Raw genomic sequence first — 26822 nt, 5'->3', positions numbered from 1 at the left:
TGTCCCTCGGCCGGCCGGCGGGGCCCCCCCCGCCGCCCCCCGCGCGGCCCCCCGCGGAAAAACCGCACCGCTCCACCGGGACCCCCCCCCCCCCGGCGCGCCACAGGGGGGGGCCCCCCGACGGGCCCCGGCATGGGAGGAGCACCCCCGGCGGGGCCGGCGACCCGAGCGTGAGGAGATCAGATCTGCCGGTCGCGGCCCGCGAAGAACCCGGCGACGATCTGCGGCAGCATGAGACACACCACGAAGGCCAGCGGCGCCCGCCAGCCGCCGGTGTGCTGGTAGAGCGCCCCGACCAGGATGGGACCGGGAATCGACAGCAGGTAGCCGACGCTTTGCGCGAAGGCGGACAGCCGGATCACCGTCGCGCCGTCCCGGCCGCGCATCGCGATCATCGTGAGAGCCAGCGGGAAGGAGCAGTTGGCGACGCCGAGCAGCACCGCCCACAGCCAGGGCGCGGCGGCGGGGGCGGCCCACAGTCCTGCGTACCCGGCCAGGCCGAACAGACCGAGCAGGACGGCGACGCCGCGCTGGTCCCGCAGCCGTCCGGCGACGGCGGCCAGCACGAAGGACAGCGGCACGCCGAGCACCGAGGTGAGGGCGAACAGCAGGCCGGCGGTCTCCGCGGACAGCCCGGAGTCGCGGAAGATCTGGGGCAGCCAGCCCATGATGACGTAGGCGGAGGTGGCCTGCAGACCGAAATACAGGGCGAGCGCCCAGGCTGTCGGATTGCGGGCGACCCGTACGTGCGCCACGCCCTCCGCGGCGGCGCCCCCACCCACCGGCTGCCCGACCTGCTGCCCGGGCTGCCCGACCTGCTGCGCGGGCTCCCGCGCGGCCGGCCTCCGGCTGTCACGGGCGAGTGCGAGCCACGGCGGGACGGCGACGGCGGCGAGGACGGCCCAGGCGCCGAGGCCGGCACGCCAGTCACCGCCGAACGCGCCGGCGAGCGGGACGGTGACGGCCGCGGCGGTCGAAGCGCCGAGGTTGAGAGCCATGGAATACAGGCCGGTCATCATGCCGACCCTGTCCGGGAAGCGCTGTTTCACCACGACCGGCAGCAGCACGTTGGCGACCGCGATCCCGGCCAGCGCGAGACCGCTCAGCGTGAGGAAGGCAGGCGTGTTCGCGACGAACGGGCGCAGCGCGAGCCCGGCCGTGACCGCCGCCATCCCGGCGAGGACGACGCCGTCCGGTCCGTGCCGGCGCGCCAGGCGGGGGGCGGCCGAGCCGACCAGCGCGAAGCACACGGCCGGCACGGACGTGAGCAGTCCGGCGAGGGTGGGGCTCATCCCGAGGGCGGCGCGGGCCTCTTCGAGCACGGGCCCGAGACTCGTGACCGCGGGCCGGAGGTTGAGCGCGGCCAGCACCAGGGCGGCGACCGCCAGACGGTGCGTCCACGAGGTGGACCGGGTGCGGCCCTGCGACTTCATCCTCACAACCACCGGGTCATCCTAGGATGATCCGGTCATTCCACCTGCATCGCCTCAGAAGCCGCAGCTCGTCTCACACTGGCGTCTCATCCGGCACATCGTCCTAAATGGGGGCTTGACACCCCTTTTGTGACCGAAAAAACTCGCTTCACAGCACGACACCCCCCGGACTGCGGCCCGTGAGCGCTCACTGCGCCGCGAAGGAGACAGAATGAGGCGACTGTTCGCCGTTTTCGCGCTGGTCGCGGGCTTCCTGCTGACGCCCGTGGGTGCCGACGCCACCGTCGCGAACGTGGCCCCCTCGGCCACCGCCTCCGCCTCCTACACCTCTCCCTGGGAGAGCGTGGCCGCGATCAACGACGGCATCGACCCGGATCGGTCCGGCGACACGCGGAACCGCCGCTGGGGCACCTGGCCCCACGCCGGGGAGCAGTGGGCCCTGCTGACCTGGCCGTCCGCCCAGACGATCTCCTCGGTGCAGGTCTACTTCTTCGACGACGGGGGCGGCGTACGGCTGCCGGCCTCGTGGCGGCTCCAGCGCTGGGACGGAGACGCCTACGTGGACATCCCCGCCACCTATGCCATCGCGGCCGACACCTACAACACCGTCACGTTCCCCGCCGTCACCACCACCCGCCTGCGCGTCGTCCTGCGCAGCGGTGAGGCCTCGGTCGGCCTGCTGGAGATCAGAGCACTCGCCGACAGCGCGGGCCGGCAGAGCGGCTGGAGCCCGCCCGCGGCCCTGGCCGCACCGCTCGACGAGGTCTGGCGGCACGTCGAGTCCACGGGCGACCCGTACGGCTTCCGCAACTACGGCTGGGACCAGATCATCTCCAACGGGGGCAGCGTCAACTACTGCGTCCGCTGGGACTCCACCGCCCCGGTGTCGGCGGAGCTGCGCGACCGGATCCACGCCGCGCTGGCCCGCTCGTTCAAGAAGTGGATGGACGTCATGGCCGGTCACAACGGCTGGCCGTACGCCGAGGTGCCCGTGAAGGTGGTCGGCTGGGCCGTACGCGACCGCGCCCTGCTGCAGTGGAGCGACGACTCGGTGGACGTGTACGTCGGCGACATGCGCGAGGACGCGCCGCAGTGCGCCGAGCCGTGCGCGCGCCTGTACAACCAGTCGGGCGCCTACCCCGACTGCCCCGGCGGCGCCTCCCACCACTACGACATGTCGCTGTGGCTCACCGAGGGCATGCAGGGCGGCATGGGAGGCGACTGGGGGCAGCGCGTCGGCAGCGAATACCTGGTCGGCAACCTCGGCAGCGACGACATCCACATCCTCCTGCACGAGATCGGTCACAGTTTCGGCCTGAACGACTTCTACGACTGGACCCCGTCCGGTCAGTGCTGCTTCCTCATGAAGGCGGGCTCGGCCACCTCGATCACCGAATTCGACGCGTGGATGCTGCGCGACGTCTGGCGGCATCTGAAGAGCCGCTACGGCTACTGACGCGCGCACCCGGCTAGCCGGACTTCGACATCTGTCGAAAACCGTCGCGATCAAGACAGAACGGACGTCCGAAGACATTCCACACGACCTGCCCCTAGCATCGCCGCCTGCGGGCCGATTCCCCCGGCCCGAGTTCCCCCCGATCGTTTGGAGTATCCGCTGATGTCCTCATCGCGCCGGGTGACGCCTGCTCTCGTCCCGCCGGCCACGTCACGCCGTACGCAAGCCGCACGACGGGGCGCGGCGGCGCTGGGCCTCGCCGTCGCCACGACCGTCACGGGGGTCGCCGTGAACACGGCCTCCGCGGGCGCGGCCGTCCCCGCCGGACCGGTGTTCCAGGACGGCATGGCCCAGCCGGTGTTCTCGGCGAACCGCAGCGACTGGATCCGCGAGGAGGTGTGGGTCGAGACCCCGGTCGACAGCGACGGCGACGGACGGGGCGACCGGGTGCACGCCGAGGTCACCCGCCTGCGGGAGACCGAGACGGCCGGCCTCAAGTCACCCGTGGTCTACGAGGTCAGCCCCTACTACGCCGGCGGCAACCCCATCACCAACCACAACGTGGACCACGAGCTCCACGAGGCGCTGCGCCCGGGCAAGGGCTGGCAGAACCGCGGCGGCAGGCTGCTCGACCCGGCGGCCGACGAACGCCGGGCCGCGGCGGCCGCGGACGATGCCGGCGGCGCGGACGCGTCCGCCGCGAGCGCGCAGAGCGGCCCGCAGCCGGTCATCAGCACCAGCCACGAGTCCAACTGGCTGCCCCGCGGCTTCGCGGTCGTCCACGCCGAGTCGCTGGGCAGCGGCAAGTCCGACGGCTGCCCGACCACCGGCGGGCGCAACGAGACCATCGGCGCCAGGTCGGTCGTCGACTGGCTGAACGGCCGTGCGAAGGCGTACGACGCCTCCGGCCGGGAGGTCAGGGCGACGTGGACGACCGGCAAGGTCGGCATGATCGGCACCTCGTACAACGGCACCCTGCCCAACGCGGTCGCGAGCACCGGGGTCGAGGGCCTGGAGGCCATCGTGCCGATCTCGGCGATCTCCAGCTGGTACGACTACTACCGCGCGAACGGCGCCGTCGTGGCCCCCGGCGGCTACCAGGGCGAGGACACCGACGTGCTCGCGGAGTACGTCTACACGCGCGCGGACAAGCAGGTCTGCCGGAGCGTCATCGAGGAGCTCGCGAATGCCCAGGACCGCGTCACCGGCGACTACAACGCCTTCTGGGACGAGCGCAACTACATGAACGACGTCGGGAAGGTCCACGCGGCGGTCCTGGTCGCGCACGGCCTCAACGACTGGAACGTCAAGACCAAGCACGCGGCGCAGTGGTACGAGGCGCTCAGGACGCGCGGGGTGCCGCACAAGATCTATCTGCACCAGGGCGGGCACGGCGGCTCCCCCAGTGTCGACGTGCTCAACCGCTGGTTCACCCGCTATCTGTGGGACTACCAGAACGGCGTGGAGAGCGACCCCCGCGCCCTGGTGCAGCGCGAGGACCGGACCCTGGCGCAGTACGCCGAGTGGCCCGACCCCGCCGCCGCGGACACCGAGCTCAATTTGGCCCCCGGCGCCGGCGGCGCGGCCGGAGCGCTCACCCTCGACAGGACCCGGGTGGGCAAGCCGGTGACCGAGACGATCGTGGACGACGCCACCAAGCGGGCGCAGACCCTCGCCGACGCCGCCACCTCGCCCAACCGCCTGGCGTACATGTCGGAGTCGCTGACCGCGCCGGCCAGGCTCAGCGGCACCCCCCGGGTGTCGCTGCGGATGTCCTTCGGCCAGCCGGCCGCGAACGTCACGGCGCTGCTCGTCGACTACGACCAGAACGGCAAGGCGAAGATCATCACACGGGGCTGGACGGACCCGCAGAACCGCAAGTCGCTCTCGCGGACCGAGCCGGTCAAGCCGGGCACGCCCTACCGCCTCGACTTCGACCTGCAGCCGCACGACTACGTCTTCCCGGCCGGGCACCGGATCGGGATCGTGCTGCTGTCGAGCGACTACGAGTACACCATCCGGCCCACCCCCGGCGCGCGGCTGCACCTCGACACGACGAAGAGCACGGTGACGCTGCCGATCGTGGGCGGCGCCGGCGCGCTCACCCCCGCGAGCTGACCGCTCTCCTCGCGATACATCCGGACCCGTCCCCGCCGGTCGCCTCTACCGGCGGGGACGGCCCGGACTGCGGAGACGGCCCGGGCGGCGAGAACGGCCCGGACGGCGGGAACGGCGAGAAGCGGCCGGGCCGGGGGCGGCCGAGGCGACGTGCGGAACGGCTACAGCAGAGCCGCGCGGTGCCGCCAGGCCAGCTCCAGCACCGCCGCGCCCGCCGCCTGCATCGGCTCGTCGCGGACATGGCGCCGCACGGTCTCCGCCTCGAACGGCACGCGGCCGACGACCCTGCCCTCGCTGTTGGCGGCGGCGACCTCGCCGAAGACGGCGTCGAACGTCTCCGCCTCCAGCACGGTCACCGTGAGGAAGTCGGTCGCGAAGGTCAGCGGGTCGACTCCCACGCCCAGCACGAGGGAGCGCACCCGCCCGTCCTCGCGGGCGTCGGTCAGCGACCGGTAGAGCGGCCAGCTCTCGTAGTCGAAGCCGTCGCCGTACTCCTCCCCCCGCCCGAGGAACTCCTCGGCGTACTCGCGGACCACGCACTTCCACAGGTCGAGGTCGGACCTCTCCGCGCCCGCGGACTCGTGCGCGGGCTGGAACACGCCGACCGGCATGACCTGGAAGAGCCCGCCGCCGTGCGCCACCCGGGCCGGATCGCGCCAGTGCAGGACGAACGACGTCTCCCCCGTACGGCGGTCGTGACGCAGCGTCAGCGTCGAGACCGCGCAGAGCGCGGGCCTTCGGCGCAGGTCGGTGGGGTCGCCCACGAGCGTGCGGAACGGCAGCGGCCGCTCGCCGCCGTCCCCGGCGAACTCACGCGCGGCGAGCTCATGGGCGGCCAACTTGTGCGCGGCGAGCTCGTGCGCGGCCGCCTCGCCCACGCTCACGCCGTCGAAGTAGCGCGCCCGGGTGAAGGCGAGCTCCGGCCAGGCGACCTCCAGCAGCCGGTAGCAGGTGCGGTCCTCGAAGAGCCGGGGGCGGGCGAGGCTCCCCAGCGCGTCGGGGTAGGCGCCGGCGCCTTCCGGCAGCAGGGCCGCCGCCTCCGGCTCGCGGCCCGTGACGGCAGGGGCGGGAGCGTCCTCCACCCAGCCGAGCCGCACCTCGCGCAGGTCGAGGGGCGTGACCGGGATCCAGTCGTCCCGGACGAGCAGGCGGGTCGATCCGGCCCTCGCCACCCCGGGATAGAGCTCGTCGGCGACGCGCGCCAGCTCGTGCCGGGCCCCGTTCAGGCGATCGCGCACCTCGGTCCATTCGGGTGCCGTCGGACGCCCGCGCGCCTTCGAATGCGATGTCACGGGCTCAGCACCCTACTCCCGGGCGCCGGCGCGACGGCCCCGCGCGGTGCGCCTCGGTCACCTCCGGCACCCGCGCGACGTCATATCCGGTGACAGAAGCATCCGGAGAGGAGCTCACGATGCACTCGCATCGACAGGGGACGTCACTGCTGCACCTGGACTCAAGCGCCGGTGACCACGGCGACTCGGTCACCAGGCGGCTGACTGCGCGCTACGCGGATATCTGGCGGGGTCTCCACGGGCCCGCCGGATACCGGTACCGCGACCTCGCCGCCGAACCGGTCCCGCTGGTGTCCCCTGCCTTCGTCTCCCTCGGCGTACGGGTGGAGAGGCACGGCTCGGTGCCGCTGCCGAAGGTGGCGGAGTTGGCCGAGGGGCCCGCCGAGGAGCGCGAGTGGGCGCTGACCCTGCCGTTGATCACGGAGGTGCGCGCCGCGGGAACGGTGCTGATCGGCGTCCCTATGTACAACTTCTCCGTGCCCGCGTCCCTCAAGGCGTGGATCGACCGGGTGACCTTCCCCGGGGCGTTCCTCGACGACGGCACCGGAGACCGCCTGCTCCGGCGGACGACGGTGGTGGTGGTCACCGCGCGCGGCGGCTGCTACGCGCCGGGCACGCCCCGCGAGGACTTCGACTTCCAGACGCCCTACCTGCGGGCGTACTTCACCGATCTCGGCGTGGCCCCGGAGAACCTGCACTTCGTCCACGCCGAGATGACCCGGGCCGCGGACGTGCCCGCCCTGGCCCACTTCACGCCCTTGGCGGCGGACTCCCTGGCCGCGGCGCGGACCGCCGTGTCCGAGCTGGCCCGCCTACCGGCGGCGCGCGGCGAAACGGCCCCCCGTACGCGATGAGCGGGCCCCGAGGCGGTGTCCGGGCACCGCTCGCCGCCGCGGCACGTCACCTTCACACCGCGCGATACGTCTCAATAACGAACGCGACGGTGAAAGGTGACCGATGAACGACCAGGCTCGATTGGCCGAGCAGTTCGCCCGATCCCGCGGGCATCTGCGAGGGGTCGCGTTCCGCATGCTGGGCAGCGCGGACGAGGCGGACGACGCGGTGCAGGAGACATGGCTGCGCGCCTGCCGCGCCGACTCCGGCTCCGTCCAGAACCTGACCGCCTGGCTGACGACCATCACCGGCCGGGTCTGTCTCGACATGCTGCGCTCGCGCAACCGGCGGCGTGAGGACTTCACGGACCTGACCGAACTCGACATGCTGGCTCAGCACGAGGAGACCTCCGACCCGGCGGACGAGGCGGTGCTCGCCGACTCCGTGGGTCTCGCCCTGCTCGTGCTCCTCGACACGCTCGGTCCCGCCGAGCGCGCCGCCTTCGTGCTGCACGACCTGTTCGCCGTGCCGTTCGACGAGATCGCCGTGATCGTGGAACGTTCGCCCGCGGCCGCCAAGAAGCTGGCGAGCCGTGCCCGTCGCCGGGTGCACGGCGCGGCCGGCGTCCCCTCCCCCGACCTGGCCAGGCAGCGTGCGGTGGTGGCCGCCTTCCTGGCCGCCTCCCGGGCCGGCGACCTGGGCGGCCTGCTGGCGGTGCTCGCCCCCGACGTCGTACGCCGGGCCGATCCCTTCGCGCTGCGCGGGCAGGCCATGGCTCCGGCGCAGGTGCGGGGCGCGCGGGCCGTCGCGGAGGAGACGCGCGCCAACATCCGCAGGGCCCGCTTCGCCCGGCTCGCGCTCGTCAACGGCGCCGTGGGGGCGGTGGTCGCCCCGCGCGGACGTCTGCTGTTCGTCCTCGAACTCGCCGTCACCGGCGACCGCGTCACGTCCATCGACGTCATCGGCGATCCCGCCCGCCTGGCAGGGGTCCGGCTCGGCCTCGCCGACGTAACGTCGGCGAGGCCGAGCACGACGTCCGGACCGCCACGCCCTCTTTTCCCTCGGGCGTGATGCGGGAGAAGCAGAAGAACGGCCCGGCTTTCGTTTCGTGATGTCCGCCGCTCTTGACCCTGCAACAGAGACGGGTATAAACACATACGAAACAACATCGAAACGGCGGTGAACCAACACGATGTACGCCGAGGAGCGGCAGCAGGAGATCCTGCGGATGGCCCGTGACGCCGGACGGGTCGACGTGGTGCGGCTCGCCGAGCGGTTCGGGGTCACCACCGAGACCATCCGCCGCGACCTCACCGCCCTGGAGCGCGCGGGCGTCCTGCGGCGCGTGCACGGCGGTGCCATCCCGGTCGAGCGCCTGGGATTCGAACCCGCCCTGGCCGCCAGGGACGAGGTGATGACGGCCGAGAAGGAGCGCATCGCCAAGGCCGCCCTGGCCGAGCTCCCGCAGGACGGCGCCGTGGTCATCGACGCGGGCTCCACGACCAGCCGGCTCGTGCAGGCGCTGCCGCCGGACCGCGAGCTCACCGTCGTCGTGAACTCACCTCCGCTGGCCACGACGCTGGCGACCCGCCCCAACCTGACCGTGCTCATGCTGGGCGGCCGGGTGCGCGGCCGGACGCTGGCGACCGTGGAGGACTGGGCCATCCAGCAGCTGTCGCAGCTCAACGTGGACGTGGCCTTCATGGCCACCAACGGCTGCTCGGTCGCCAAGGGCCTGACGACCCCCGACCCGGCCGAGGCGGCGATCAAGCGGGCGATGATCGCCTGCGCCGATCGCGCCGTCCTGCTGGCCGACCACACGAAGTTCTCCGGCACCTATCTGGCGCGCTTCGCGACGCTCGGCGAGATCGACGTCGTAATCACCGACACCGGGCTAGACGCCGACCAGGCGGCCGCGCTGGCCGCCGCGGGACCGGAGGTGGTCCGCGCATGATCCTCACGCTGACCCTCAACCCCAGCCTCGACCGCACCATCGAGGTCGGCGCGCTCACCCGCGGCGCCGTCATCCGCGCGGCCGCCACGCACCTCGACCCCGGCGGCAAGGGCGTCAACGTCTCACGCGCCCTGCTGGCCAACGACGTCAGGTCGTGCGCCGTCATCCCGTACGGCGGCAGCGAGGGGCGCCGGCTCCTCGACCTGCTCTCGGTGGAGGGCATCGACATGATCCCCGTGCCGGTCGCGGGTCCGACCAGGTCGAACGTCGCGATCGCCGAGCCGGACGGCACGGTCACCAAGGTGAACGAGCCGGGCACCGCGCTGACCCCCGCCGAGCTGGACACACTGGCGGGCGCCGTGCTCGACGCCGCCCGGTCGGCCGACTGGGTGGTCGCCTCGGGCAGCCTTCCGCCCGGCGTCCCGGTGGACGTCTACGCCGGCCTGTGCCGCCGCTTCGCCGACGCCGGCATCAACCTCGCCGTCGACACGAGCGGCCCCGCCCTCGTGTCCGCCGTGAACGCCGGCCCCGCCCTGATCAAGCCCAACCGCGACGAGCTCGCCGAGGCCACCGGCACGTCGATCGCCTGTGTCGGCGACGCGCTCGACGCGGTCGGCAAGCTGCGCGCCATGGGCGCGCGGTCGGTCCTGACCAGCCTCGGCGCCGACGGCGCGCTGCTGGCCGAGGACGACGGGCAGGTCTGGTACGGCGAATGCGCGGTCGAGGAGCCGCGCAGCAGCGTGGGCGCGGGCGACGCCCTGCTGGCGGGCTTCCTCGCCGCCGGAGCCCGCGGCGGGACCGCCCTCGCCGAGGGCCTGGCCTGGGCCGGCGCGGCCGTACGGCTGCCCGGCAGCCGGATGCCCTGCCCCGCCGACATCGACCGCACACACGTCCGGATCGGTCCCCCCGACCCGGCCCGGCCGCTCACGCCGCCCCCTCGCCCCGCGCCCGGGGAAGCGTGAGCACGACCCCACACCCTCGTCGGACTCCCCGCCCCGCCGGCTCAGCCGCCCGCCCGCTCCACACCCCCCGATCCACCTCGCTTCGCCCGCTTCGCACCCCTGATTCACTCGCTTCGCTCGCTCATGCCCGGGGGATGGCAGCGACCCGAGAACCCCCCAGCCGGCCAGCCAGGCCGGTCGCCCCGGAAGGAGCACGTCAATGGCCACGCCCTACACCCCCACCGTGCACGGCACCGGTGTGCGGGCCACGATCCAGCGCTTCGGCGGCCATCTCGCCGGGATGATCATGCCCAACATCGGCGCCTTCATCGCCTGGGGCCTCATCACGGCCCTGTTCATCCCGACCGGGTGGGTGCCGAACAAGACGCTCGCCGAACTGGTCGGCCCGATCATCAATGTCCTGCTCCCGGTGCTCATCGGCTACACCGGCGGCCGGATGGTCCACGCCCAGCGCGGCGCGGTGGTCGGCGCCGTCGCCACGATGGGCGTGGTCGTCGGGGCCGACGTCCCGATGTTCCTCGGCGCGATGATCATCGGCCCGCTGGCCGCGCTGATCCTCAGGTACGTCGACCGGTTCACCGCCGAGCGGACCAGGGCCGGCTTCGAGATGCTGGTCGACAACTTCACCGCCGGCATCGTCGGCGCCGCGACGGCGATCGCCGGCGTCCTCGCCATCGGCCCGGTCGTGGAGAAGGTCACCGAGGTCGCGGGCGACGGCGTCGCCTGGCTCGTCTCCCACTCGCTCCTGCCGATCGCGTCGGTCATCATCGAGCCCGCCAAGGTGCTGTTCCTCAACAACGCGATCAACCACGGGGTGCTCGGGCCGCTGGGCGTCGCCGAGTCGGTCAAGCACGGCAAGTCGATCCTGTTCATGCTGGAGTCCAACCCCGGCCCGGGCCTCGGCCTGCTGATCGCCTACCTGCTGTTCGGCCCGAGATCCCTGCGCCCCAGCACCCCCGCCGCCATGATCATTCATTTCTTCGGCGGCATCCACGAGATCTACTTCCCGTACGTGCTGATGAAGCCGCGCCTGATCCTCGCGGTCATCGCCGGCGGCGCCTCCGGCGTGCTCACCTTCCTGGTCACCGGGGCGGGCCTGGTCGCGACGCCGTCGCCGGGCAGCATCTTCGCCTACATGGCGGTGACCCCGAAGGGCGGCTGGTTCGGGGTGATCGCCGGAATCGTGATCGCCACGGCCGTGTCCTTCGCCGTGGCCGCGGCGCTGCTGGGCTTCGGCCGCGCCAACGGCGACCAGCCGGACGAACCGGCGCAGGACACCGGCACGAACGACATCACAGGCACGAACGACACCGATGACGAGAAGCGCGACACAACCGGCGAGACGGCGGCCGAGAGCGTGCCCGCCACCAAGGAGGCGTAGAACCGTGTCCACCATCGAGGGCAAGGACGTCCGCAAGCTCATCGTGGCCTGCGACGCGGGCATGGGCAGCAGCGTCATGCTGGCGAGCACGCTGCGCAAGCAGCTCAAGGGCACCGCGGTCAGCGTGGAGCACACCCCGGTCAACTCGATCCCCGCCGACGCCGACGTGATCGTCTGCCACACCGGGCTGGCCGACCGCGCCAGGGCCAGCGCCCCCGGCGTCGTGCTCGTGCCGTTCCAGGTCTTCATCGGCGACCCGGCCGTGACCCGAGTCGTCGCCGCCATCAAGAACGGGGGCACGATCGATGGCTGACCGGGCCGGCACGGCCCCGCTCCCCCTCGACCCCCGCGCCGTACGGACGGCCGCGACCGCCTCGGACATCGCGGACGCCATCCGGCAGTGCGGCGCGGTCCTCCAGGAGGTCGGCGCGGTGGACGGCACCTACGCCGAGGCCATGCTCGAACGCGAACGGTCGATCTCCACGTACGTCGGAGAGGGCGTCGCCATCCCGCACGGCACGCTGACGTCGAAGGAGGCGGTCCGTCACGACGCCATCTGCGTGCTGCGCTTCCCCGAGGGCGTCGACTGGCACGGTGACCGGGTGACGGTGTGCGTCGGCATCGCGGCGCGCGGCGACGGCCACATGCGATTGCTGTCACGGCTCGCCCAGATCCTGCTCGACCCGGACCGCGCCGCGGCCCTGCGGGCGGCCACCGAGGTCGATGAGGTCATCCACCTGCTGCAACCGGACGGAGAGGAAGACTCCGAGTGAAAGTCGCCCGTTTCCACACTCCCGGGGACATCCGCCTGGAGGAGGTGCCCGAGCCCGTCGCCCGCCCCGGCGAGGTCAAGATCCGCGTACGCAACTGCTCGACGTGCGGCACGGACGTGAAGATCTACCGGTTCGGGCACCACCACATCAGGCCGCCCCGGGTGATGGGCCACGAGATCGCCGGGGAGATCGTGGAGGTCGGCGAGGGCGTCACCGGCTGGAGCCCGGGCGACCGGGTGCAGGTGATCGCCGCGATCCCCTGCGGCGAGTGCGAGGAGTGCCGGCGGGGCCACCTCACGGTCTGCCCCAACCAGGAGTCGATGGGCTACCACTACGACGGCGGCTTCGCGCAGTACATGGTCGTGCCGGCCAAGGTGCTCGCCGTGGACGGCCTCAACCGGATCCCCGACGGGGTCGGGTTCGCCGAGGCGTCCCTCGCCGAGCCGCTCGCCTGCGTGCTCAACGGACAGGAGCTGGCCCGCGTCGGCGCCGGCGACGACGTGGTCGTCGTCGGCTCGGGCCCGATCGGCTGCCTGCACGTGCGGCTCGCCCGTTCGCGCGGCGCGGCCCGGGTGTTCCTCGCCGACCTGAACGCCGAGCGCCTCACCATGGCCGCCGACCTCGTACGGCCGGACGCGGCGATCTGCTCGGGCGAGACCGACCTCGTGGACGAGGTGCTCAAGCTGACCGGAGGCCGGGGCGCCGACGTGGTGATCACGGCGGCGGCCTCCGGTGCGGCCCAGCAGCAGGCGCTGCAGATGGCCGCGCGGCAGGGCCGGATCAGCTTCTTCGGCGGGCTGCCGAAGGACGACCCGATCATCGCCTGCGACTCCAACCTCGTGCACTACCGGGAGCTGACCATCGTCGGCGCCAACGGGTCGAGCCCGGCCCACAACGCCCGCGCCCTGCGGCTCATCGCCGAGGGGGCGGTGCCGGTCGCCGACCTGATCACCCACCGCCTCGGCCTGGACGAGGTAATGGACGCCATCGACGTCGTCGCCCGCGGCGCCGCCATCAAGGTCACCATCGAGCCCTGACGTCTGAGAGGTAAGCGATGCCGGAAAGGACAGTGCCGGTCGCCTCGCGCTCCGGCCTGCACGCCCGCCCCGCCAAGATCTTCGTCGAGGCGGCGGCGCGGCAGGCCGTGCCCGTCCGCATCCGCGTGGGCGACGGCAAGGCCGTCCCCGCCAACAGCATGCTGGGCGTGCTGACCCTCGGGGCCGGGCACGGCGCCGAGGTCACCCTGGAGGCCGACGGGCCGGGGGCGGAGGAGGCCCTGACCACCCTCGCGGACCTGCTGTCCCGCGACCTCGACGCCGAAGGCGCCGAGGGAGCCGAGGGAGCCGAGGGGAGCCGTATGACCGGCGGCTGAGGGCATCCGGGCCGCGGCGGCTCTCCGTGATGGAGACTGGAACGCGGGAAGGAGGAGCAGGTGATGGCGGCTCGGGATCGGCGGGCGGCGGAAGCCGGTGAGCACGAAGAGAACACGTTCTTCCATCGGCCGCCCGCTCCGGCGCTGCGTCCACTGGTCGCGTGGTACAGCGCCTACCGGGAGGCCGGAGTCCCGCCGGCCACGCATCGCGGCCTGCCCTCGCCGTACCTGACGATGATCGTCACACTCGACGATCCCCTCGTCGTCGCGGCGCACCCCGACCCGCGCACCCCGCCCGGGTCGTACGACACCCTGGTCGGCGGGCTGCACACCGCCCCCGCGCTGATCACGCACGACGGCCGGCAGTCGGGCGTGCAGCTCGCGCTGACGCCGCTCGGCGCGCGGGCCCTGCTCGGGCTGCCCGCCGGGGAGCTGTCCGGGCTCGACCTGGACGGCGCCGAGGTGCTCGGCCGGCTGGCGGCCGAGCTCCGCGAGCGCCTGCTGGAGGCGCCCGGCTGGGACGAGCGCTTCGCGGTCCTCGACGCGGTCCTGTCCCGGCGCGCTCGCCCCACGCGGGCGCAGCCGGCGGAGGTGGCGCGGGCGTGGCGGCGGACGCTGGCCGCCGGCGGGCAGGTCACCGTGTCCGGCCTCGCCCGCGAGGTGGGCTGGAGCACCAGGCACCTCAACGGCCGGTTCCGGGAGGAGATCGGCCTGTCCCCCAAGGAGGCGGCGCGGGTCGTGCGGTTCGACCGGGCCCGCCGCCTGCTGCAGCACGCGGCGGTGTCCGGGCGGCGGCTCACGCTGGCCGACGCGGCGGCCGAGTGCGGGTTCTACGACCAGGCGCATCTCGCCCGCGAGTTCGGCGCCTTCGCCGGGTGCCCACCCAGCCGGTGGCTGGCCGAGGAGGGCGGCCACGGAGGCGAGCTGTTCCGAAACGTCCAAGCCGGGACCGAGGACGGCTCGCCAGACTCGGTGGCATGAACGACACCACACCAGCACCTCAGGTATGGCCCACGCTGCGGGCCGGGGACGCACGCGCCCTGATCGCCTTCCTCGTCGAGGCGTTCGGCTTCGAGGAGACCGCCGTGTACGGCGAGGGCGACCGCGTCGACCACGCCCAGCTCTCCTGGCCGGCAGGCGGCGGGATCATGCTGGGCAGCGTCCGCGACACCCCGGACGACAAGTGGACCCTCACCCCGGGCTCCTTCGGCGCCTATGCCGTGACCGACGACCCGGACGCGCTGTTCGCCCGGGCGACCGCCGCGGGGGCGCGCGTCGTCCAGGAGCCGTACGACACCGACTACGGCTCCCGCGACTTCGTCGTCCGCGATCCGGAGGGCAACCTCTGGTCGTTCGGCACCTACCGCGGCGAACCGCGGAAGGCGGCCCCCACAGGGTGAGGTAGGGGACTCCTCGCCACGGTTCCGGCGGCGCGCGGGATGGGCCACGACCACCGCCGGAACCTACGTTCACGGCCATGACGAATTGCCTCCCCAAACGTCTGCCGGCCACCGTGCCCTGCGCCGCGCTGGTGCTCTCCGTTCCCGCGACCGCCTCCGCCGCGATCAGCGGGCCGTACGCCGTGGAGCGGGCCGAACTGCCCGCCGTACGACCGGACCGTCGAGGGGCTCTTCGACGGGCGGCACACCGAGGAGCAGATCGCCGCCGCGCTCCCGGCGAGCCCGGCCGAGCTGCTGACCAACGAGTTCACGACGTGCACGGCGCCCTGCGGTCCCTCCCCCGCGTGCTCCGGACGTTCCAGGATCTCCTCAGCTGAGGGCGCCGGGACGCATACCCCGGCAGAAACCGGATAGGGGGTCTTTAAGTGGACTAACAGTTCAAACGCGATCAAATAACGAGAGGAGCCGTCCCATGACGGACGTGTCGAGCAGGGGACCGGAGCCCGGAGACGAGCGTCCGGTGCTGACCAACCGTCAAGGGCACCCGGTCTACGACAACCAGAACCAGCGAACGGTCGGCGCGCGCGGCCCGGCCACTCTCGAGAACTACCAGTTCCTGGAGAAGATCAGTCACTTCGACCGGGAGCGCATTCCCGAGCGGGTGGTCCACGCTCGCGGCACGACCGCCTACGGCTTCTTCGAGGCGTACGGCAAATGGGGGGACGAGCCGATCGCCCGGTTCACCAGGGCGAAGCTCTTCCAGGAGGCCGGCAAGCGCACCGATCTGGCAATCCGGTTCTCGACCGTGATCGGAGGGCGCGACTCGTCCGAGTGCGCCCGCGACCCGCGCGGCTTCGCCGTGAAGTTCTACACCGAGGACGGCAACTGGGACCTCGTCGGCAACAACCTCGCGGTGTTCTTCATCCGCGATGCCATCAAGTTCCCGGACGTGATCCACGCCCTCAAGCCGGACCCGGTGACGTTCCGGCAGGAGCCGAACCGGATCTTCGACTTCATGTCGCAGTCGCCCGAGAGCATGCACATGCTCGTCAACCTGTTCAGCCCGCGCGGCATCCCGGCGGACTACCGGCACATGCAGGGCTTCGGGGTCAACACCTACAAGTGGGTGAACGCGCAGGGCGACACCGTGCTGGTGAAGTACCACTGGATGCCCAAGCAGGGGGTCAGGAGCATGACGGCCGAGGACGCCGCCCGCATCCAGGCCCACGAGCTCGGGCACGCGACCAAGGACCTGTACGAGGCCATCCAGCGCGGCGACTACCCGGAGTGGGAGCTGCTCGTCCAGATGATGAGCGACGACGACCACCCCGAGCTGGACTTCGATCCGCTGGACGACACGAAGGTCTGGCCCGAGGAGCTCTTCCCGGCCAAGCCGGTCGGGCGGATGGTCCTCGACCGGACCGTACGCAACAACTTCGCGGAGAACGAGCAGATCTCCTTCGGCACCGGCGTCCTCGTCGACGGGCTGGACTTCTCCGACGACAAGATGCTGGTGGGCAGGACGTTCTCCTACAGCGACACCCAGCGCTACCGCGTCGGGCCGAACTACCTGCAGCTGCCGGTCAACCAGGCCAAGAACGCCAACGTGCGCACCAACCAGCGCGACGGCCTCATGACCTACCACCAGGACCGGGGAGGCGAGAACCCGCACGTCAACTACGAGCCGTCGATCAACGGCGGGCTGCGGGAGGGGCAGTTCCCGACGCACGACGAGCAGGGCCCGGAGATCGTCGGCAGGCTCACCCGCAAGCGGATTCCGCGGACCAACGACTACAAGCAGGCCGGCCAGCGCTACCTGCTCATGGAGCAGTGGGAGCGCGACGACCTGGTGGAGAACATGACCACCATGCTGTCGCAGTGCGACCGGCCCATCCAGGAGCGCATGGTCTGGCACCTGCTGCTGGTCGAGGACGACCTCGGGCTGCGCGTCGGCGAGGGGCTCGGCATCACGCCCGACGACGTCAAGCACCTGGAGCCGCTGGCGAGCCAGGACCTGACGGAGGAGGACAAGGAGCGCCTGGCCAACCTCGGCAAGAACGGCCCGCGCGACGTCTCGGGCCTGAAGATGACGCACTGCGTCCCTGACGAGCGCGCCACCGTACCCGCCATGTGAGATCGGCGTGGTCGGACCAGGGCCCGGCCCGGGCTACCCGGGCCGGGCCCCGGCACGTCCGCGGCGCGGGGCCGCTACCCTACGGGGAGGCTGCGATGTTGAGGAGTGTGCGACTATGCGCGTTGTTGATGCTTTCCGGCAGGCGTACGGCGGCGAACCCGCCGGAGTCTGGCACGCGCCCGGCAGGGTCAACCTGATCGGCGAGCACACCGACTACAACGACGGCTTCGTCCTGCCGTTCGCGGTGCCGTGGGGCGTGACGGCCGCCGTCAGCCCGCGCGACGACCGCACGGTGCGGATCGCCTCCCTCCAGGCGCCCGGCGAGGAGCAGGTGCTGGAGGACCTCGACCGGGCCGAGGGCTGGGCCCGCTACCCCACCGGCGTCGTCGCGGTGATGCGCGGCGCCGGGCTCCCGGTGCGCGGCGCCGACATCGTGATCGACGGCGACGTGCCCAAGGGCGCCGGGCTGTCCTCCAGCGCCGCGCTGGAGGTCTCGGTCGGGCTCGCCCTGAACGACCTGTACGGCCTGGGCCTGGAGCCGATGGAGCTGGCCAGGCTGTGCCAGAAGGCCGAGAACGAGTTCGTCGGCATGCCCTGCGGGATCATGGACCAGGCGGCCTCGGCACTGAGCCGAGAGGGGCACGCGCTGTTCCTCGACTGCCGCTCGCTGGCCGGTCGCGCCGTGCCGTTCGACCTGTCGGCGTACGGGTTGCAGATCCTCATCATCAACACCGGCGTCCACCACGAGCTGGCCGACGGGCAGTACGCCAGGCGGCGCCAGGACTGCGAGAACGCGGCCAAGCGCCTCGGCGTCCCGTCGCTGCGGGACGTCACCGACCTCGCCGCGGCCCTGTCGAGGCTCAGCGGCGACGAGCGGGCGCGCACCCAGCACGTCGTCACCGAGAACCACCGGGTCGAGGCCGTCATCGGGCTGCTGCGGGCGAAAGCCGTACCGGAGATCGGCGCCCTGCTGAACGCCTCGCACCTGTCTCTGCGGGACCAGTACCAGGTCTCCTGCCCGGAACTGGACGTGGCCGTCGAGGCCGCGGTCAAGGGCGGCGCGCGGGGAGCGCGGATGACCGGCGGCGGCTTCGGCGGCTCGGCCATCGCGCTCGTCGCCGACGACCGGGTGGACCGGGTCCGCACCACCGTGGAGCAGGCCTACGCCGAGCGCGGCTGGGCTGCGCCCACATTCCTGCCGGCCACCCCCGCCGCGGGCGCGCACCGCCTCCACTAGAAGTCCGCTGAGGTATCACCCAAGAGGCGGGAAGTCCGGCGGCCGGCGTTCGAGGAAGCTCGCCACTCCCTCGGCGAAGTCCGGCCGCCGGAACGACTCCATCATCAGCCGTACGGCCTCGTCCCTGGCCTCGCCGAGCCCCGACTGCCAGCCGCCCCAGATCTGCCGCTTGATCACGGCCATCGACGCGGGCGAGCACTGGGTGGCCAGCTCCTTGGCGTACGCCACGGCCTCGGCGAGCAGCCGCTCCCCCGGCACCGCCCGCACGGCCAGGCCCATGGCGCACGCCTCCCCGCCGGTGAAGACCCGGCCGGACAGCAGCAGGTCCATCGCCCGCGCCTGGCCGGCCAGCCGGGGCAGGATCCAGCCCAGGCCGTACTCGGCGACGAGCCCGCGCCGGGAGAACGCGGTCGTCCACTTGGCGTCCTCGGCGGTGACGACCACGTCGCACACGAGCGCGTGGACCATCCCCAGACCGGCGCACGCGCCGTTGACCGCGGCGACGACCGGCGTCCGCAGGGTGGTGGGAAACGTGTTCGGCCGGGGGTCCTGCTCGTCGGCGTAGGTCCCCGCCTGCAGGGCCGTCAGGTCGGCGAAGTCGGCCCCGGCGCAGAAGCCCTTCCCCGCGCCGGTCACCACGACCGCCCGTACGGACGGGTCGCGGTCGGCCTCCTCCAGCAGATCGAAGTAGCGCCGTCCCATCTCGGCGGTCCAGGCGTTCAGCCGTTCGGGCCGGTTGAACGTCAGGATCCGCACACCGCCGTCGTCCTCGGACAGCACCACCATCGCCACACCCCTCCTTCGCCCGAACATAGTTCTACACGGTTCTACACCAGCGGAGGGCGGTGGACGTATGCCGGCGTGAGCCGTACGTCGTCGTAGTAGCGGTGGAAGACCGGCGTCGCGGCGCCGGACAGGGGCGGCACGATCCAGGACCAGTCGGCGGGGCAGACGCGCCCGCTGCGCTCCTCCCGCTCCAGATGGGTCATGAACCGCCGCGCCTCGGTGTGGTGGTCGGTGATCGTGACACCGTCCTCCGTGAAGGAGTGCAGCACGGCGACGTTGAGCTCCACCAGGGCCTGGTCGCGCCAGAGCGTCCGGTCGTGGGAGGTGTCGAGGCCCAGCTGCTCGGCGACCACCGGGAGCTGGTCGTAGCGGTCCCGGTCGGCCAGGTTGCGCGCGCCGATCTCGGTGCCCATGTACCAGCCGTTGAACGGCGCGCACGGGTAGGAGACGCCGCCGATCTCCAGCGACATGTTCGCGATCGCCGGCACGGCGTGCCACCTGAGCCCCAGATCGGCGAACCACGGGAAGGCGGGATGCCGGAGCGGCACCTCCAGGACCGCGTCCCGCGGCACCTCCCGCAGGACCAGGGCGCCCTTGGCCTCCACCACCAGCGGCAGGACGTCGAACCTCGTGCCGTCCCCGCGCCAGCCCATGCGCAGGGCCCGCATGGTGATCCCCGCGTTGGCCGGATCGCCGAGCACCGAGCCGTCCTCGCGGACGTATCCGGCGTAACGGATGAGCTGGTCGTTGAGAATCCGCGGCGCCCGCTCCCCCGGCCGGTCGGGGGCGCACACCGTGATGGTGGGACGGATCCTGCCCTTCCCCGTGGCCGCCCTGAGGTGCTCGACGCACTCCTCGGCCACGCCGTCCGCGGTGTCCACGTGCCGCCGGTCACGGACCTGCAGCGACCGCCAGTAGAGGCGCCCGATGCATCTGTTGCTGTTGCGCCACGCCACCCGCGCGCCGAAGGTCAGCTCGCTCGTGGTGTGCGTGTAGGTCCCCGTCTGCTCGATCTCCGCGAAGACCTCCCGGAGCCGCTGCTCCACCGTGCCCGCCACAGTGCCCGTCACAGTGCCCGCCACCGGGTTCTCCGCGTGGTGGAGCCGGATGAAGTCCTCCGCCTCCCGTCTGTCGACCTCCTCCCCGCGTTCCCGTACGGGCGCGGGGCTCTTCCTCGATTTACGCCAAGTCAGCACGACCGCCACACACTTCGCGCTCACGGGCGCCCCGCGCCGGTTCCGGGCCGGCGGTGACACCCTCCCGCAGTGGCCCTCACCCCACTGCGCCGTCCGTGGTCCGCGGCAGCCGCGACCGGTACGGCCGCAGCGCTCCACATTTTCCGCGAAGTCCCCGGATTTGTCCGCCAAATCCATACACCGACGGTTCCGGATCTCCAGCGCCCGAGCCCGGCCCACTCCATTGAGGGGGCCCGCTCGGGGCGCCGGAGATCTGGAGCCACCCCTGGGGCGAGGCGTGTCTCACACGGATTCCTGCGGGGATCGCACTGCCGCCACCTCCCCGTCAGTCCCCGGCCATGACGGTGAAGGTGAACCCGGCCCTCGTCGTACGGCGCAGCGGAATGTCGCACTTGACTCGCCGCAGCACCTCGTTCCTGCTGAAACCGAGCCCTTGCGCGATGAGCCGCTCCGGGCGCACCGGCACGGGATCGTCGAAGACGACCTCCACCCGGACCGGCCACGGCTCGTCGAGCCATGCCGGCGGAGTGTCCAGTCTCCAGGCCCCCGTCCAGTCCAGACCGAAGCGGTTGCGCCGGGCGAACAGCGGATCCAGCAGCGTGGACGCCACCAGTTCCGGATCGTTGGCGTGGTAGCCGTCGAGCTCGGCCGGATCGAAGGACCTGACCGGCGCCCGCTCGTACACGCTGAGCTTGCTCGTCCGGCCGCAGGACACGCAGCAGACCAGCAGCCACACGTCCAGCAGCTTGCCGTTGGCGTTGACCCGGAACCTGCCCTCGCCGGTGGTGGCCGACTCCGACCGGCAGTCCGGGCACCGCGACGACAGCAGAGGCAGCCTGGTCCGGCGGACGACCCAGGGCAGCACGGTATGAGGTTGTGAAGACATGATCTCTCTAGACCTGACACGAGGCCGATTGCGCGCGGCCTCAGACGCCGCATGACCGGGCGCCTACGGGCAGCCCGGCAGAGCCGACGACAGGGCCGGCTTGAAGATGAGCGGAAGAAGGTGTCAGGTCAAAGAGCAGGCGGGGTCACGCGGTTTTGTCCTCTGTCCTCACTGCGTCGGGATCGCAGGCACCCTACGGGCACGCGGAAGAAGGGCTCAAGCGGTTTTCGGCAGCGATGGTCCCTGTCGCTTGGGTTGCCCCTTTGGCCGTGCTCCGCATCGTCGACGCCCTTCATCGGGCAGCCACAAGCCGGGGCCGAGACGGCGCGGACGCTCCCGGCAGTCCTCCCACACCACCACCCGCCGGCAGGCGACAGCCCTCGCGCCGCCTTCCAATTCATCTTTTCAAACACGCACCGACAGGCTGTTTCCCATTCCGGACTTTCAATCCGGATCCTGCGGCCGGCCCGTAAACCGCTCACGCAAATCGCAGACAATCCCCTATGGATATCCACCAAAGCTGTGACTACCATCGAGAAGTCACCATCGGCACCGAAGGGGATAATCAATGGGTCGTATCAAGAAGTTCGGCGTTTCGGCGGCCGCGGTGGCCGCGATCGCCGCCGGGACGACTCTGATGTCACCGGCCGCTCCCGCCCAGGCGGCACCGACCTGCAGCACTAGCGCGCAGATCGGCACTGTCGGCGGCACTGGCTGGGCGCTGTGCAGCGGTACAGGAGTGACTCAGACACGGGTCGTCCTCTTCTGCCAGAATAGCAGCGGTAGCTACACCACGGTTTACGGTCCTTGGGTCGCCAATTCCGTCAAATCAAATGCCCAATGCAGCAGCAGCTCGTGGCCGATATCGGTCGGATATCAAAGAATCTGAGCCGACCACAAGCTCATCCGGTCGCGGCAGAGCATTCAGGAACGATTGAGAACCAACCAGGCGACCGAACGAAGCACGGCCAAAAGCTCTTCGTCATCACCCGTCCATGATGCGGCGGACCATTTCATCACGCACGGGTGATGACACTCCTGCCCGGCGTCGAGCAGGGCGGCAGCTACCGCGAGGAGCAGCATGGTGCCGGCCACCGGTGCTCGCGGCCGGCACCAGCGGTTCGACCAGATACGGCCACTCATCGCCTGGAGCGCGATTGCAGAGCGCTCGGTCCACCGCTCGCCCTCATGGACCTCCGGCACCTTCTCCCTACGGTCAGTCCGGCGGATGGACATCGACCCACGGCGCGCGCCCGCCTCCTCGGCGGCGACGGGAACGGCCGCTCCCGGCCGGCCCACAACCGCGGCCGCGTGAGGCGGCGCCTCACGCGGCCGATGAGCCGAGCCGGCCACGACTCCCCGCGGGCTTTCAGGAGGACTGCTGGCGCGAATGTCGGAGGCGACTGGTAGAAGGTGAGCCATGGGCGTGAGCGTGGATGAGTTCCTGGCCTTGCTGGCCAGGCTGCCCGAAGTCGAGCAGGGCTACGGCGGCGAGTGGGTCTCGCTGAAGGTGGACGGCAAGGGCTTCGGATATCTGTGGGAGAAGACCCGGACCGTCGGGCTCAAACAGCCGATCGAGGAGCAGATCGCGCTGGTGTCCGAGCGTCCCGAGGTCTTCGAGGTGCAGTTCACCGCGGGACGCTTCGGCTGGGTCGTGGTGCGGCTCGACAAGATCGAGGCAGACGAGCTCTTCGAACTCGTCACCGAGGCGTGGCTGCTGACCGCGCCGAAGGACCTGGTCGAGGCGCACGAGCCCGAGCTCCTGCCGTAACCGCCTACCCGCGAGGTCTCCGCCGGTGCGTACGGCGGGCGCGGGCCCCGGGCGATCCCGGGGAACGCCGCCGCGAGATCTCCGAGCGAGCGGGTGACGTTCCGATGAGTCCTGCCCCCGGCGTTCCGGGGGCACCGGCCGCACTGTGGTCAAACCGTGGCCGCAGCGTGCGGACCTGGAAAACGACCGAGGCCGGTGATCTGAGATCACCGGCCTCCGGAGTGATGAGCTCCCGCGATAGGACTCGAACCTATAACCTGCCGGTTAACAGCCGGCTGCTCTGCCGATTGAGCTACACGGGATCGTGCTGTACTGCTGTTACTTCCTGCTCCGCTCGTTCCGGCCTTTCGGCTTTCCTTGCGGCGCGGAACTAGATTAGCGCACTCCGGGGGGTGTCTGTCACATCGATTCCGTCCGCGAGTCGCCGGGTCTTGATCGGCCTACGGCAAAGAGCGCCCGAACGGCCCCGGGAGCCCCCGGGCGGGGCCGGGACGGCTGCTGTTGGATAGAGACAGGCCCTCGGGGTAGGGGGGCGGGGAACACGAGCGCGGAGGTGGAAGATGCGATACAAGGCGATGTTCGCCACCGGGCTGGCCGTCGGCTACGTCCTCGGCACGCGGGCCGGGCGTGAGCGCTACGAGCAGATCAAGCGCTTCGCGCAGCGGCTCGCGGACAGCCCCACGGTGCAGGAGGCTGCGGGGCTGGTCGGCGCCCAGGCCTCGAAGGTGGCGGGCAAGGCCAAGGACCTCGCGGGCGACAAGGTGCCGTTCCTCAGGAAGACGGAGTCCTGGGAGTCCGACAGGACCGACCGGGTCGGCACGGCCACCGGCTGGCCGGCCGGCGCCGACCAGATCCCCTGAGCCGCCCCCGGCCGATCTACACCCTCGACCGCCGCCGGAGCAGCCCACGACCCGGAGGGCAGGCGGCGGGCCCCCGGCACGATGCCGGGGGCCACGGGTGAAGCCCATTTGGCCCCAGGTACCCCCGGGGGCATAAATAGGGCACGCAGATGAACGAGGCGATGGCCGGCGACGCGGTGACACGTTTGCGCCGGGCGCACGGCCAGCTCGCCGGAGTGATCGCGATGATCGAGGCGGGCGAGGACTGCACCAAGGTGCTGACCCAGCTGGCCGCGGTCTCCAAGGCGATCGACCGGGCCGGATTCAAGCTCGTCGCCAGCGGCCTGCGGCACTGTCACGCCGCACATGAGCGGGGCGAGGAGGCTCCGATGAGCGTGGCCGAGCTGGAGAAGCTGTTCTTGGCCCTCGCCTAGGTCCTTCTGCCCCAACCGACAAAGCCCCGCCACACGCACAGGCAGGCCTTCGCCATGGACTCCCCCGGAGGAAGGCCGGCCTTCGCATATTCGATGGATACCCCCAGGGGTATGTTCCCGGGTGGCGATCCCCGCGCCGGCGTACGCGCCCAAGGCGGCATTCCCCGAACATCGACACCGCGACCGCCCGTGCGCTGATCACCGCAAACCCCGACGTGCTGGTCGTGGACGTGCGGACCCCCGCCGAGTTCGAGACCGCGCACATCGGCGGCGCGATCAACCTGCCGCTCGACCAGGTCGACGCCCACCTGCGGCGGATCGTCGCCGACGCCGGCGGGCGGATGCTGCTCATCTGCCAGTCCGGCGGCCGGGCCACCCAGGCGCACAAGAAGCTCTGCGAGGCGGGACTGTCCGACACGGTCGTGCTCACCGGCGGGATGAACGCCTGGATCGCCTCCGGCGCCCCCGTGGTGCGCGGCAGACAGCGGTGGAGCCTGGAACGTCAGGTCCGCATGGTCGCGGGCGGCATCGTGCTCGCCTCGGTCGTGGCCGACCTGTGGCTGCCGGGGGCGCGCTTCGCCGGCGCCTTCGTCGGCGCGGGCTGGTCTTCGCCGGGCTGACCGACACTCGCGCCATGGGCATGCTGCTGTCCCGCCTGCCGTACAACCGCGGCGCGGGTCGCGGGCGTCCCGGCCAAGTCCGCGATCGCCATGTCCCTGTTCGTCGTCGGCGTGACCAGCGTGGTCAGCGCCGTCGCCCACCCCGCGCCGGCCGCATTCGGTGGCGGACCGGGCTGCCTTCGGCCTGGCCGGGATGGCCGGAGCGTACGGCGGCGGCCTTGTCGGGCCGCGCCTGCCCACGGCGGCGCTGCTGGCCGGATTCGCGCTGATGATGGCGGCCACCGCCGTCGCGGCGGGGGTCGTCTATCTGTTCCTGTGCCAGGAACGCCGGCTGGGCCACGGCGCCCTGCGCGTCGGGGGCCTCAATCGCACGTGACGCACCCCCTGCTCGGCGACGCGGCAGGTTCCGTGCGCGGCCGTCCGGCCCGGACGGGGGCGGTCGAGGACAGCGCGGAGTGGGGATCCTCTTCCGGTCGCCGCCGGCTCCGCTCTGCTCCGGTGTCCTGTCCAGGCCACCGGAGCAGAGCCGGACGTCCCCGCCGAGTCCCCTGCCCGGGCTCGCCGGCTTCACACGCCGAGGCTGCGCCGTACCTCTTCGAGCGCCTGCTCGGCGTGCGCGCGCAGGCCCGGGTCCTTCGCGTCGAGGCCGGGGTCGAAGATGAACTCCCAGCGCGGGGTGTCGTAGCCGGGGATCCGGCGGGCGACGAGGCGCACTCCCCCGCGGCCGTCGATGGTCACATGACGGCTCGCGACGATCGTCGAGGTCACCCGCTCGCGGATCGTCTCCGGCAGCCTGCCCGGTTCGGGCAGCAGGGTCCGGTGGACGGTTCCGTCCGTCATCGTGACCGTCACGCCCTCCTCGTCCCACACGGCCTTGTCCATGAGGTGCCACGGCAGGCGCGGCCCGTCCGGCAGGTGCAGCGCCCGCGTGGTGGCGACGACGTGGCCACCCTCCGGCGTACGCGCGTGGCTGATCGGGTGCTCGCCGCTCTCCAGCGCGAGAGCCGTACGGACCTCACGGGGAAGCCGGGAGCCGAACAGGCGGGACAGCGAGGGCTTGGGAGGAGTCAAGAGGCACCGCCAGCGTACGACGACCGTTAACACCCCCGAGGCTATCCGGCGGTCCCGTCCCTCCTGCCGTGCGGCTCCGAGCCCGGGAGCCGTGGGACCCGGGCGAGGAGCCGCTCCGCGCTCAGGGGAGCCACTCCTGAACTCCGGCGAGATGCCCGAGTTCCGACTCGACACGCCGCCTGTCGCCGGCGGTGAGCTCCAGGCCACGCAGATCGGCGAGCCAGGGATCGGCGGGCTCACCGAGGACCGTGGCCAGGTCGACGAGGTGGCACAGGGCGATGGCCCGCTCGACCGGCGAGGCGTCCGCGCCGTGCCTGCGCACCGCGGACTTGAGCGCGCGGAAGGCCTGCAGGTCGTCGTTCTTGAACTCGCGCAGTATCCGGGCGTTGTCGAGCGCCTTGGCCAGGCCCGTCAGCTTCTTCGAACCGCCGTACTCCAGCTCGGCCGGCTCGTCGCGCTGGATGAAGATGATCGAGTTCCCGGACGGATCCATCAGGGTGAACCGGGACGCGCCGGGCCGGTAGCGGGTGATCCGCGGCAGGCCGGAGCTCAGCACCTTCCCGTAGACGCGGCGCATCGCCGCGACGAACTCCGCGTGGTACGGCGCCACGGCGTCGACCATGACCAGGCAGCCTCCGGAATGCTCCCGGGCCGGATCCAGGTCCTTGGGCGCCGGGCCGAAGTGCAGCTGGAATCCGCTCCATCGCAGCGCCAGATAGACATAGGGCTTGGTCTGTTTGTAGGTCGCCTCGAATCCCAGCGCCTCGTAGAACGCCAGGGTCTCCTCCGGCGACGCGCACGGCAGCAACGGCACCGTCGTCTCGTTCGGCCGGACCGCGGGCTCACTCATGTCATCCACCTTTCCGATCGCCC

Annotated in this window: 26 protein-coding genes, 1 tRNA gene and 2 pseudogenes; 20 read left to right on the top strand and 9 right to left on the bottom strand. The window is 71.8% G+C overall.

Annotated features, from left to right (window positions below; genetic code table 11):
- Nucleotides 1–179 precede the first annotated feature (179 nt).
- Entirely contained in the window at nt 180–1445 is a 1266-nt protein-coding gene (locus AB0J39_RS13710) for an MFS transporter (RefSeq protein WP_363464061.1), read from the bottom strand.
- A gap of 199 nt (nt 1446–1644) precedes the next feature.
- On the opposite strand from AB0J39_RS13710, the gene AB0J39_RS13705 reads away from it, so the two are divergent.
- Entirely contained in the window at nt 1645–2889 is a 1245-nt protein-coding gene (locus AB0J39_RS13705; protein ID WP_363464060.1) for a hypothetical protein, read from the top strand.
- 162 nt (nt 2890–3051) lie between these two features.
- Nucleotides 3052–5007, top strand: a complete 1956-nt coding sequence (locus tag AB0J39_RS13700) for a Xaa-Pro dipeptidyl-peptidase (RefSeq protein ID WP_363464058.1) — start codon at nt 3052–3054, stop codon at nt 5005–5007.
- Between the two features lie 161 nt (nt 5008–5168).
- Here the strand turns inward: AB0J39_RS13700 and AB0J39_RS13695 are convergent, their stop codons facing one another.
- Nucleotides 5169–6245, bottom strand: coding sequence for a hypothetical protein (locus AB0J39_RS13695; RefSeq protein WP_363464056.1), 1077 nt, complete (start codon nt 6243–6245; stop codon nt 5169–5171).
- Between the two features lie 173 nt (nt 6246–6418).
- Between AB0J39_RS13695 and AB0J39_RS13690 the strand changes: the two genes are divergently transcribed.
- The 13 genes from AB0J39_RS13690 (at nt 6419) to galK (ending at nt 18346) form a co-directional block, all read left to right on the top strand.
- The gene (locus AB0J39_RS13690) at nt 6419–7153 is read left to right on the top strand and encodes an NAD(P)H-dependent oxidoreductase (protein ID WP_363464054.1); all 735 of its coding nucleotides are present in this window, start codon (nt 6419–6421) and stop codon (nt 7151–7153) included.
- 103 nt (nt 7154–7256) lie between these two features.
- Nucleotides 7257–8204, top strand: a complete 948-nt coding sequence (locus AB0J39_RS13685; RefSeq protein ID WP_363464052.1) for a sigma-70 family RNA polymerase sigma factor — start codon at nt 7257–7259, stop codon at nt 8202–8204.
- Between the two features lie 121 nt (nt 8205–8325).
- Nucleotides 8326–9087 (top strand): DeoR/GlpR family DNA-binding transcription regulator, encoded by a 762-nt coding sequence (locus AB0J39_RS13680; protein WP_363464051.1) that lies wholly within the window; start codon nt 8326–8328, stop codon nt 9085–9087.
- Nucleotides 9084–10049 carry a 1-phosphofructokinase family hexose kinase gene (locus tag AB0J39_RS13675; protein ID WP_363464049.1) on the top strand — a complete coding sequence of 322 codons (966 nt, stop codon included), beginning with the start codon at nt 9084–9086 and terminating at the stop codon, nt 10047–10049. Before AB0J39_RS13680 ends, AB0J39_RS13675 begins: the two co-directional genes overlap by 4 nt.
- 199 nt (nt 10050–10248) lie before the next feature.
- Nucleotides 10249–11430 carry a PTS mannitol transporter subunit IICB gene (locus AB0J39_RS13670; protein WP_363464048.1) on the top strand — a complete coding sequence of 394 codons (1182 nt, stop codon included), beginning with the start codon at nt 10249–10251 and terminating at the stop codon, nt 11428–11430.
- A 4-nt stretch (nt 11431–11434) separates the two neighbouring features.
- The gene (locus tag AB0J39_RS13665; RefSeq protein ID WP_346226476.1) at nt 11435–11743 is read left to right on the top strand and encodes a PTS lactose transporter subunit IIB; all 309 of its coding nucleotides are present in this window, start codon (nt 11435–11437) and stop codon (nt 11741–11743) included.
- A complete protein-coding gene (locus AB0J39_RS13660) occupies nt 11736–12203 on the top strand; it encodes a PTS sugar transporter subunit IIA (RefSeq protein ID WP_363464046.1) in 468 nt (155 codons plus the stop codon). The genes AB0J39_RS13665 and AB0J39_RS13660 overlap by 8 nt, the downstream gene beginning before the upstream one ends.
- Entirely contained in the window at nt 12200–13240 is a 1041-nt protein-coding gene (locus AB0J39_RS13655; RefSeq protein ID WP_363464045.1) for a zinc-dependent dehydrogenase, read from the top strand. Before AB0J39_RS13660 ends, AB0J39_RS13655 begins: the two co-directional genes overlap by 4 nt.
- 17 nt (nt 13241–13257) lie before the next feature.
- Entirely contained in the window at nt 13258–13575 is a 318-nt protein-coding gene (locus tag AB0J39_RS13650) for an HPr family phosphocarrier protein (RefSeq protein WP_363464043.1), read from the top strand.
- Between the two features lie 63 nt (nt 13576–13638).
- A complete protein-coding gene (locus AB0J39_RS13645) occupies nt 13639–14556 on the top strand; it encodes a helix-turn-helix domain-containing protein (protein WP_363464041.1) in 918 nt (305 codons plus the stop codon).
- Nucleotides 14553–14975, top strand: a complete 423-nt coding sequence (locus AB0J39_RS13640) for a VOC family protein (RefSeq protein ID WP_363464039.1) — start codon at nt 14553–14555, stop codon at nt 14973–14975. The genes AB0J39_RS13645 and AB0J39_RS13640 overlap by 4 nt, the downstream gene beginning before the upstream one ends.
- 472 nt (nt 14976–15447) lie before the next feature.
- Nucleotides 15448–17109, top strand: coding sequence for a catalase (locus AB0J39_RS13635; protein ID WP_363464037.1), 1662 nt, complete (start codon nt 15448–15450; stop codon nt 17107–17109).
- Nucleotides 17110–17224: 115 nt separating this feature from the next.
- On the top strand, nt 17225–18346 hold the full coding sequence (gene galK / locus AB0J39_RS13630) for a galactokinase (RefSeq protein WP_363464035.1): 1122 nt from the start codon (nt 17225–17227) through the stop codon (nt 18344–18346).
- Nucleotides 18347–18361: 15 nt separating this feature from the next.
- Here galK and AB0J39_RS13625 read toward each other — a convergent pair whose 3' ends face one another.
- The 4 genes from AB0J39_RS13625 to AB0J39_RS13610 form a co-directional block, all read right to left on the bottom strand.
- Nucleotides 18362–19132 (bottom strand): enoyl-CoA hydratase-related protein, encoded by a 771-nt coding sequence (locus AB0J39_RS13625; protein WP_363464064.1) that lies wholly within the window; start codon nt 19130–19132, stop codon nt 18362–18364.
- A 41-nt stretch (nt 19133–19173) separates the two neighbouring features.
- Nucleotides 19174–20352 (bottom strand): nitric oxide synthase oxygenase, encoded by a 1179-nt coding sequence (locus AB0J39_RS13620; protein WP_363464034.1) that lies wholly within the window; start codon nt 20350–20352, stop codon nt 19174–19176.
- Nucleotides 20353–20653: 301 nt separating this feature from the next.
- Entirely contained in the window at nt 20654–21193 is a 540-nt protein-coding gene (locus tag AB0J39_RS13615; protein WP_363464032.1) for a DUF1062 domain-containing protein, read from the bottom strand.
- A gap of 945 nt (nt 21194–22138) precedes the next feature.
- Nucleotides 22139–22417 carry a hypothetical protein gene (locus AB0J39_RS13610; RefSeq protein ID WP_363464031.1) on the bottom strand — a complete coding sequence of 93 codons (279 nt, stop codon included), beginning with the start codon at nt 22415–22417 and terminating at the stop codon, nt 22139–22141.
- Between the two features lie 217 nt (nt 22418–22634).
- Between AB0J39_RS13610 and AB0J39_RS13605 the strand changes: the two genes are divergently transcribed.
- Complete coding sequence (locus AB0J39_RS13605) at nt 22635–22985, top strand: MmcQ/YjbR family DNA-binding protein (protein ID WP_363464029.1); 351 nt, start codon at nt 22635–22637, stop codon at nt 22983–22985.
- Between the two features lie 229 nt (nt 22986–23214).
- Here the strand turns inward: AB0J39_RS13605 and AB0J39_RS13600 are convergent.
- Nucleotides 23215–23287: transfer RNA gene (locus AB0J39_RS13600), tRNA-Asn, on the bottom strand.
- Nucleotides 23288–23545: 258 nt separating this feature from the next.
- Here AB0J39_RS13600 and AB0J39_RS13595 point away from each other — a divergent pair.
- The 4 genes and pseudogenes from AB0J39_RS13595 to AB0J39_RS13580 form a co-directional block, all read left to right on the top strand.
- Nucleotides 23546–23845 (top strand): YtxH domain-containing protein, encoded by a 300-nt coding sequence (locus AB0J39_RS13595; RefSeq protein ID WP_363464027.1) that lies wholly within the window; start codon nt 23546–23548, stop codon nt 23843–23845.
- Between the two features lie 149 nt (nt 23846–23994).
- Nucleotides 23995–24258, top strand: a complete 264-nt coding sequence (locus AB0J39_RS13590) for a metal-sensitive transcriptional regulator (RefSeq protein WP_363464025.1) — start codon at nt 23995–23997, stop codon at nt 24256–24258.
- 194 nt (nt 24259–24452) lie between these two features.
- Nucleotides 24453–24928 (top strand): annotated as a pseudogene (locus AB0J39_RS13585) (rhodanese-like domain-containing protein); the annotation flags it as partial.
- Nucleotides 24929–24935: 7 nt separating this feature from the next.
- Nucleotides 24936–25170 (top strand): annotated as a pseudogene (locus tag AB0J39_RS13580) (TSUP family transporter); the annotation flags it as partial.
- Between the two features lie 275 nt (nt 25171–25445).
- On the opposite strand, the gene AB0J39_RS13575 reads toward AB0J39_RS13580, so the two are convergent.
- Both AB0J39_RS13575 and AB0J39_RS13570 read right to left on the bottom strand, forming a co-directional pair.
- Nucleotides 25446–25949: a hypothetical protein gene (locus tag AB0J39_RS13575; protein WP_363464023.1), complete on the bottom strand. Its 504-nt coding sequence runs from the start codon at nt 25947–25949 to the stop codon at nt 25446–25448.
- Between the two features lie 121 nt (nt 25950–26070).
- Complete coding sequence (locus AB0J39_RS13570; RefSeq protein WP_363464022.1) at nt 26071–26799, bottom strand: glyoxalase; 729 nt, start codon at nt 26797–26799, stop codon at nt 26071–26073.
- Nucleotides 26800–26822: the final 23 nt, after the last annotated feature.

This window comes from Microbispora sp. NPDC049633 (genome assembly GCF_040675265.1).
In the GTDB taxonomy this organism is placed as follows: Bacteria; Actinomycetota; Actinomycetes; order Streptosporangiales; family Streptosporangiaceae; genus Microbispora; species Microbispora maris.
This window is presented reverse-complemented; position numbering and strand designations above follow the sequence as displayed.

What these genes read in the sequence shown, in the direction of transcription:
- AB0J39_RS13700 (WP_363464058.1), top strand. Translation starts at nt 3,052, where the DNA reads ATGTCCTCATCGCGCCGGGTGACGCCTGCTCTCGTCCCGCCGGCCACG.
- AB0J39_RS13685 (WP_363464052.1), top strand. Translation starts at nt 7,257, where the DNA reads ATGAACGACCAGGCTCGATTGGCCGAGCAGTTCGCCCGATCCCGCGGG.
- AB0J39_RS13675 (WP_363464049.1), top strand. Translation starts at nt 9,084, where the DNA reads ATGATCCTCACGCTGACCCTCAACCCCAGCCTCGACCGCACCATCGAG.
- AB0J39_RS13640 (WP_363464039.1), top strand. Translation starts at nt 14,553, where the DNA reads ATGAACGACACCACACCAGCACCTCAGGTATGGCCCACGCTGCGGGCC.
- AB0J39_RS13660 (WP_363464046.1), top strand. Translation starts at nt 11,736, where the DNA reads ATGGCTGACCGGGCCGGCACGGCCCCGCTCCCCCTCGACCCCCGCGCC.
- AB0J39_RS13680 (WP_363464051.1), top strand. Translation starts at nt 8,326, where the DNA reads ATGTACGCCGAGGAGCGGCAGCAGGAGATCCTGCGGATGGCCCGTGAC.
- AB0J39_RS13605 (WP_363464029.1), top strand. Translation starts at nt 22,635, where the DNA reads ATGGGCGTGAGCGTGGATGAGTTCCTGGCCTTGCTGGCCAGGCTGCCC.
- AB0J39_RS13595 (WP_363464027.1), top strand. Translation starts at nt 23,546, where the DNA reads ATGCGATACAAGGCGATGTTCGCCACCGGGCTGGCCGTCGGCTACGTC.
- AB0J39_RS13625 (WP_363464064.1), bottom strand. Translation starts at nt 19,132, where the DNA reads ATGGTGGTGCTGTCCGAGGACGACGGCGGTGTGCGGATCCTGACGTTC.
- AB0J39_RS13590 (WP_363464025.1), top strand. Translation starts at nt 23,995, where the DNA reads ATGAACGAGGCGATGGCCGGCGACGCGGTGACACGTTTGCGCCGGGCG.
- AB0J39_RS13570 (WP_363464022.1), bottom strand. Translation starts at nt 26,799, where the DNA reads ATGAGTGAGCCCGCGGTCCGGCCGAACGAGACGACGGTGCCGTTGCTG.
- AB0J39_RS13635 (WP_363464037.1), top strand. Translation starts at nt 15,448, where the DNA reads ATGACGGACGTGTCGAGCAGGGGACCGGAGCCCGGAGACGAGCGTCCG.
- AB0J39_RS13650 (WP_363464043.1), top strand. Translation starts at nt 13,258, where the DNA reads ATGCCGGAAAGGACAGTGCCGGTCGCCTCGCGCTCCGGCCTGCACGCC.
- AB0J39_RS13705 (WP_363464060.1), top strand. Translation starts at nt 1,645, where the DNA reads ATGAGGCGACTGTTCGCCGTTTTCGCGCTGGTCGCGGGCTTCCTGCTG.
- AB0J39_RS13645 (WP_363464041.1), top strand. Translation starts at nt 13,639, where the DNA reads ATGGCGGCTCGGGATCGGCGGGCGGCGGAAGCCGGTGAGCACGAAGAG.
- AB0J39_RS13670 (WP_363464048.1), top strand. Translation starts at nt 10,249, where the DNA reads ATGGCCACGCCCTACACCCCCACCGTGCACGGCACCGGTGTGCGGGCC.
- galK (WP_363464035.1), top strand. Translation starts at nt 17,225, where the DNA reads ATGCGCGTTGTTGATGCTTTCCGGCAGGCGTACGGCGGCGAACCCGCC.
- AB0J39_RS13690 (WP_363464054.1), top strand. Translation starts at nt 6,419, where the DNA reads ATGCACTCGCATCGACAGGGGACGTCACTGCTGCACCTGGACTCAAGC.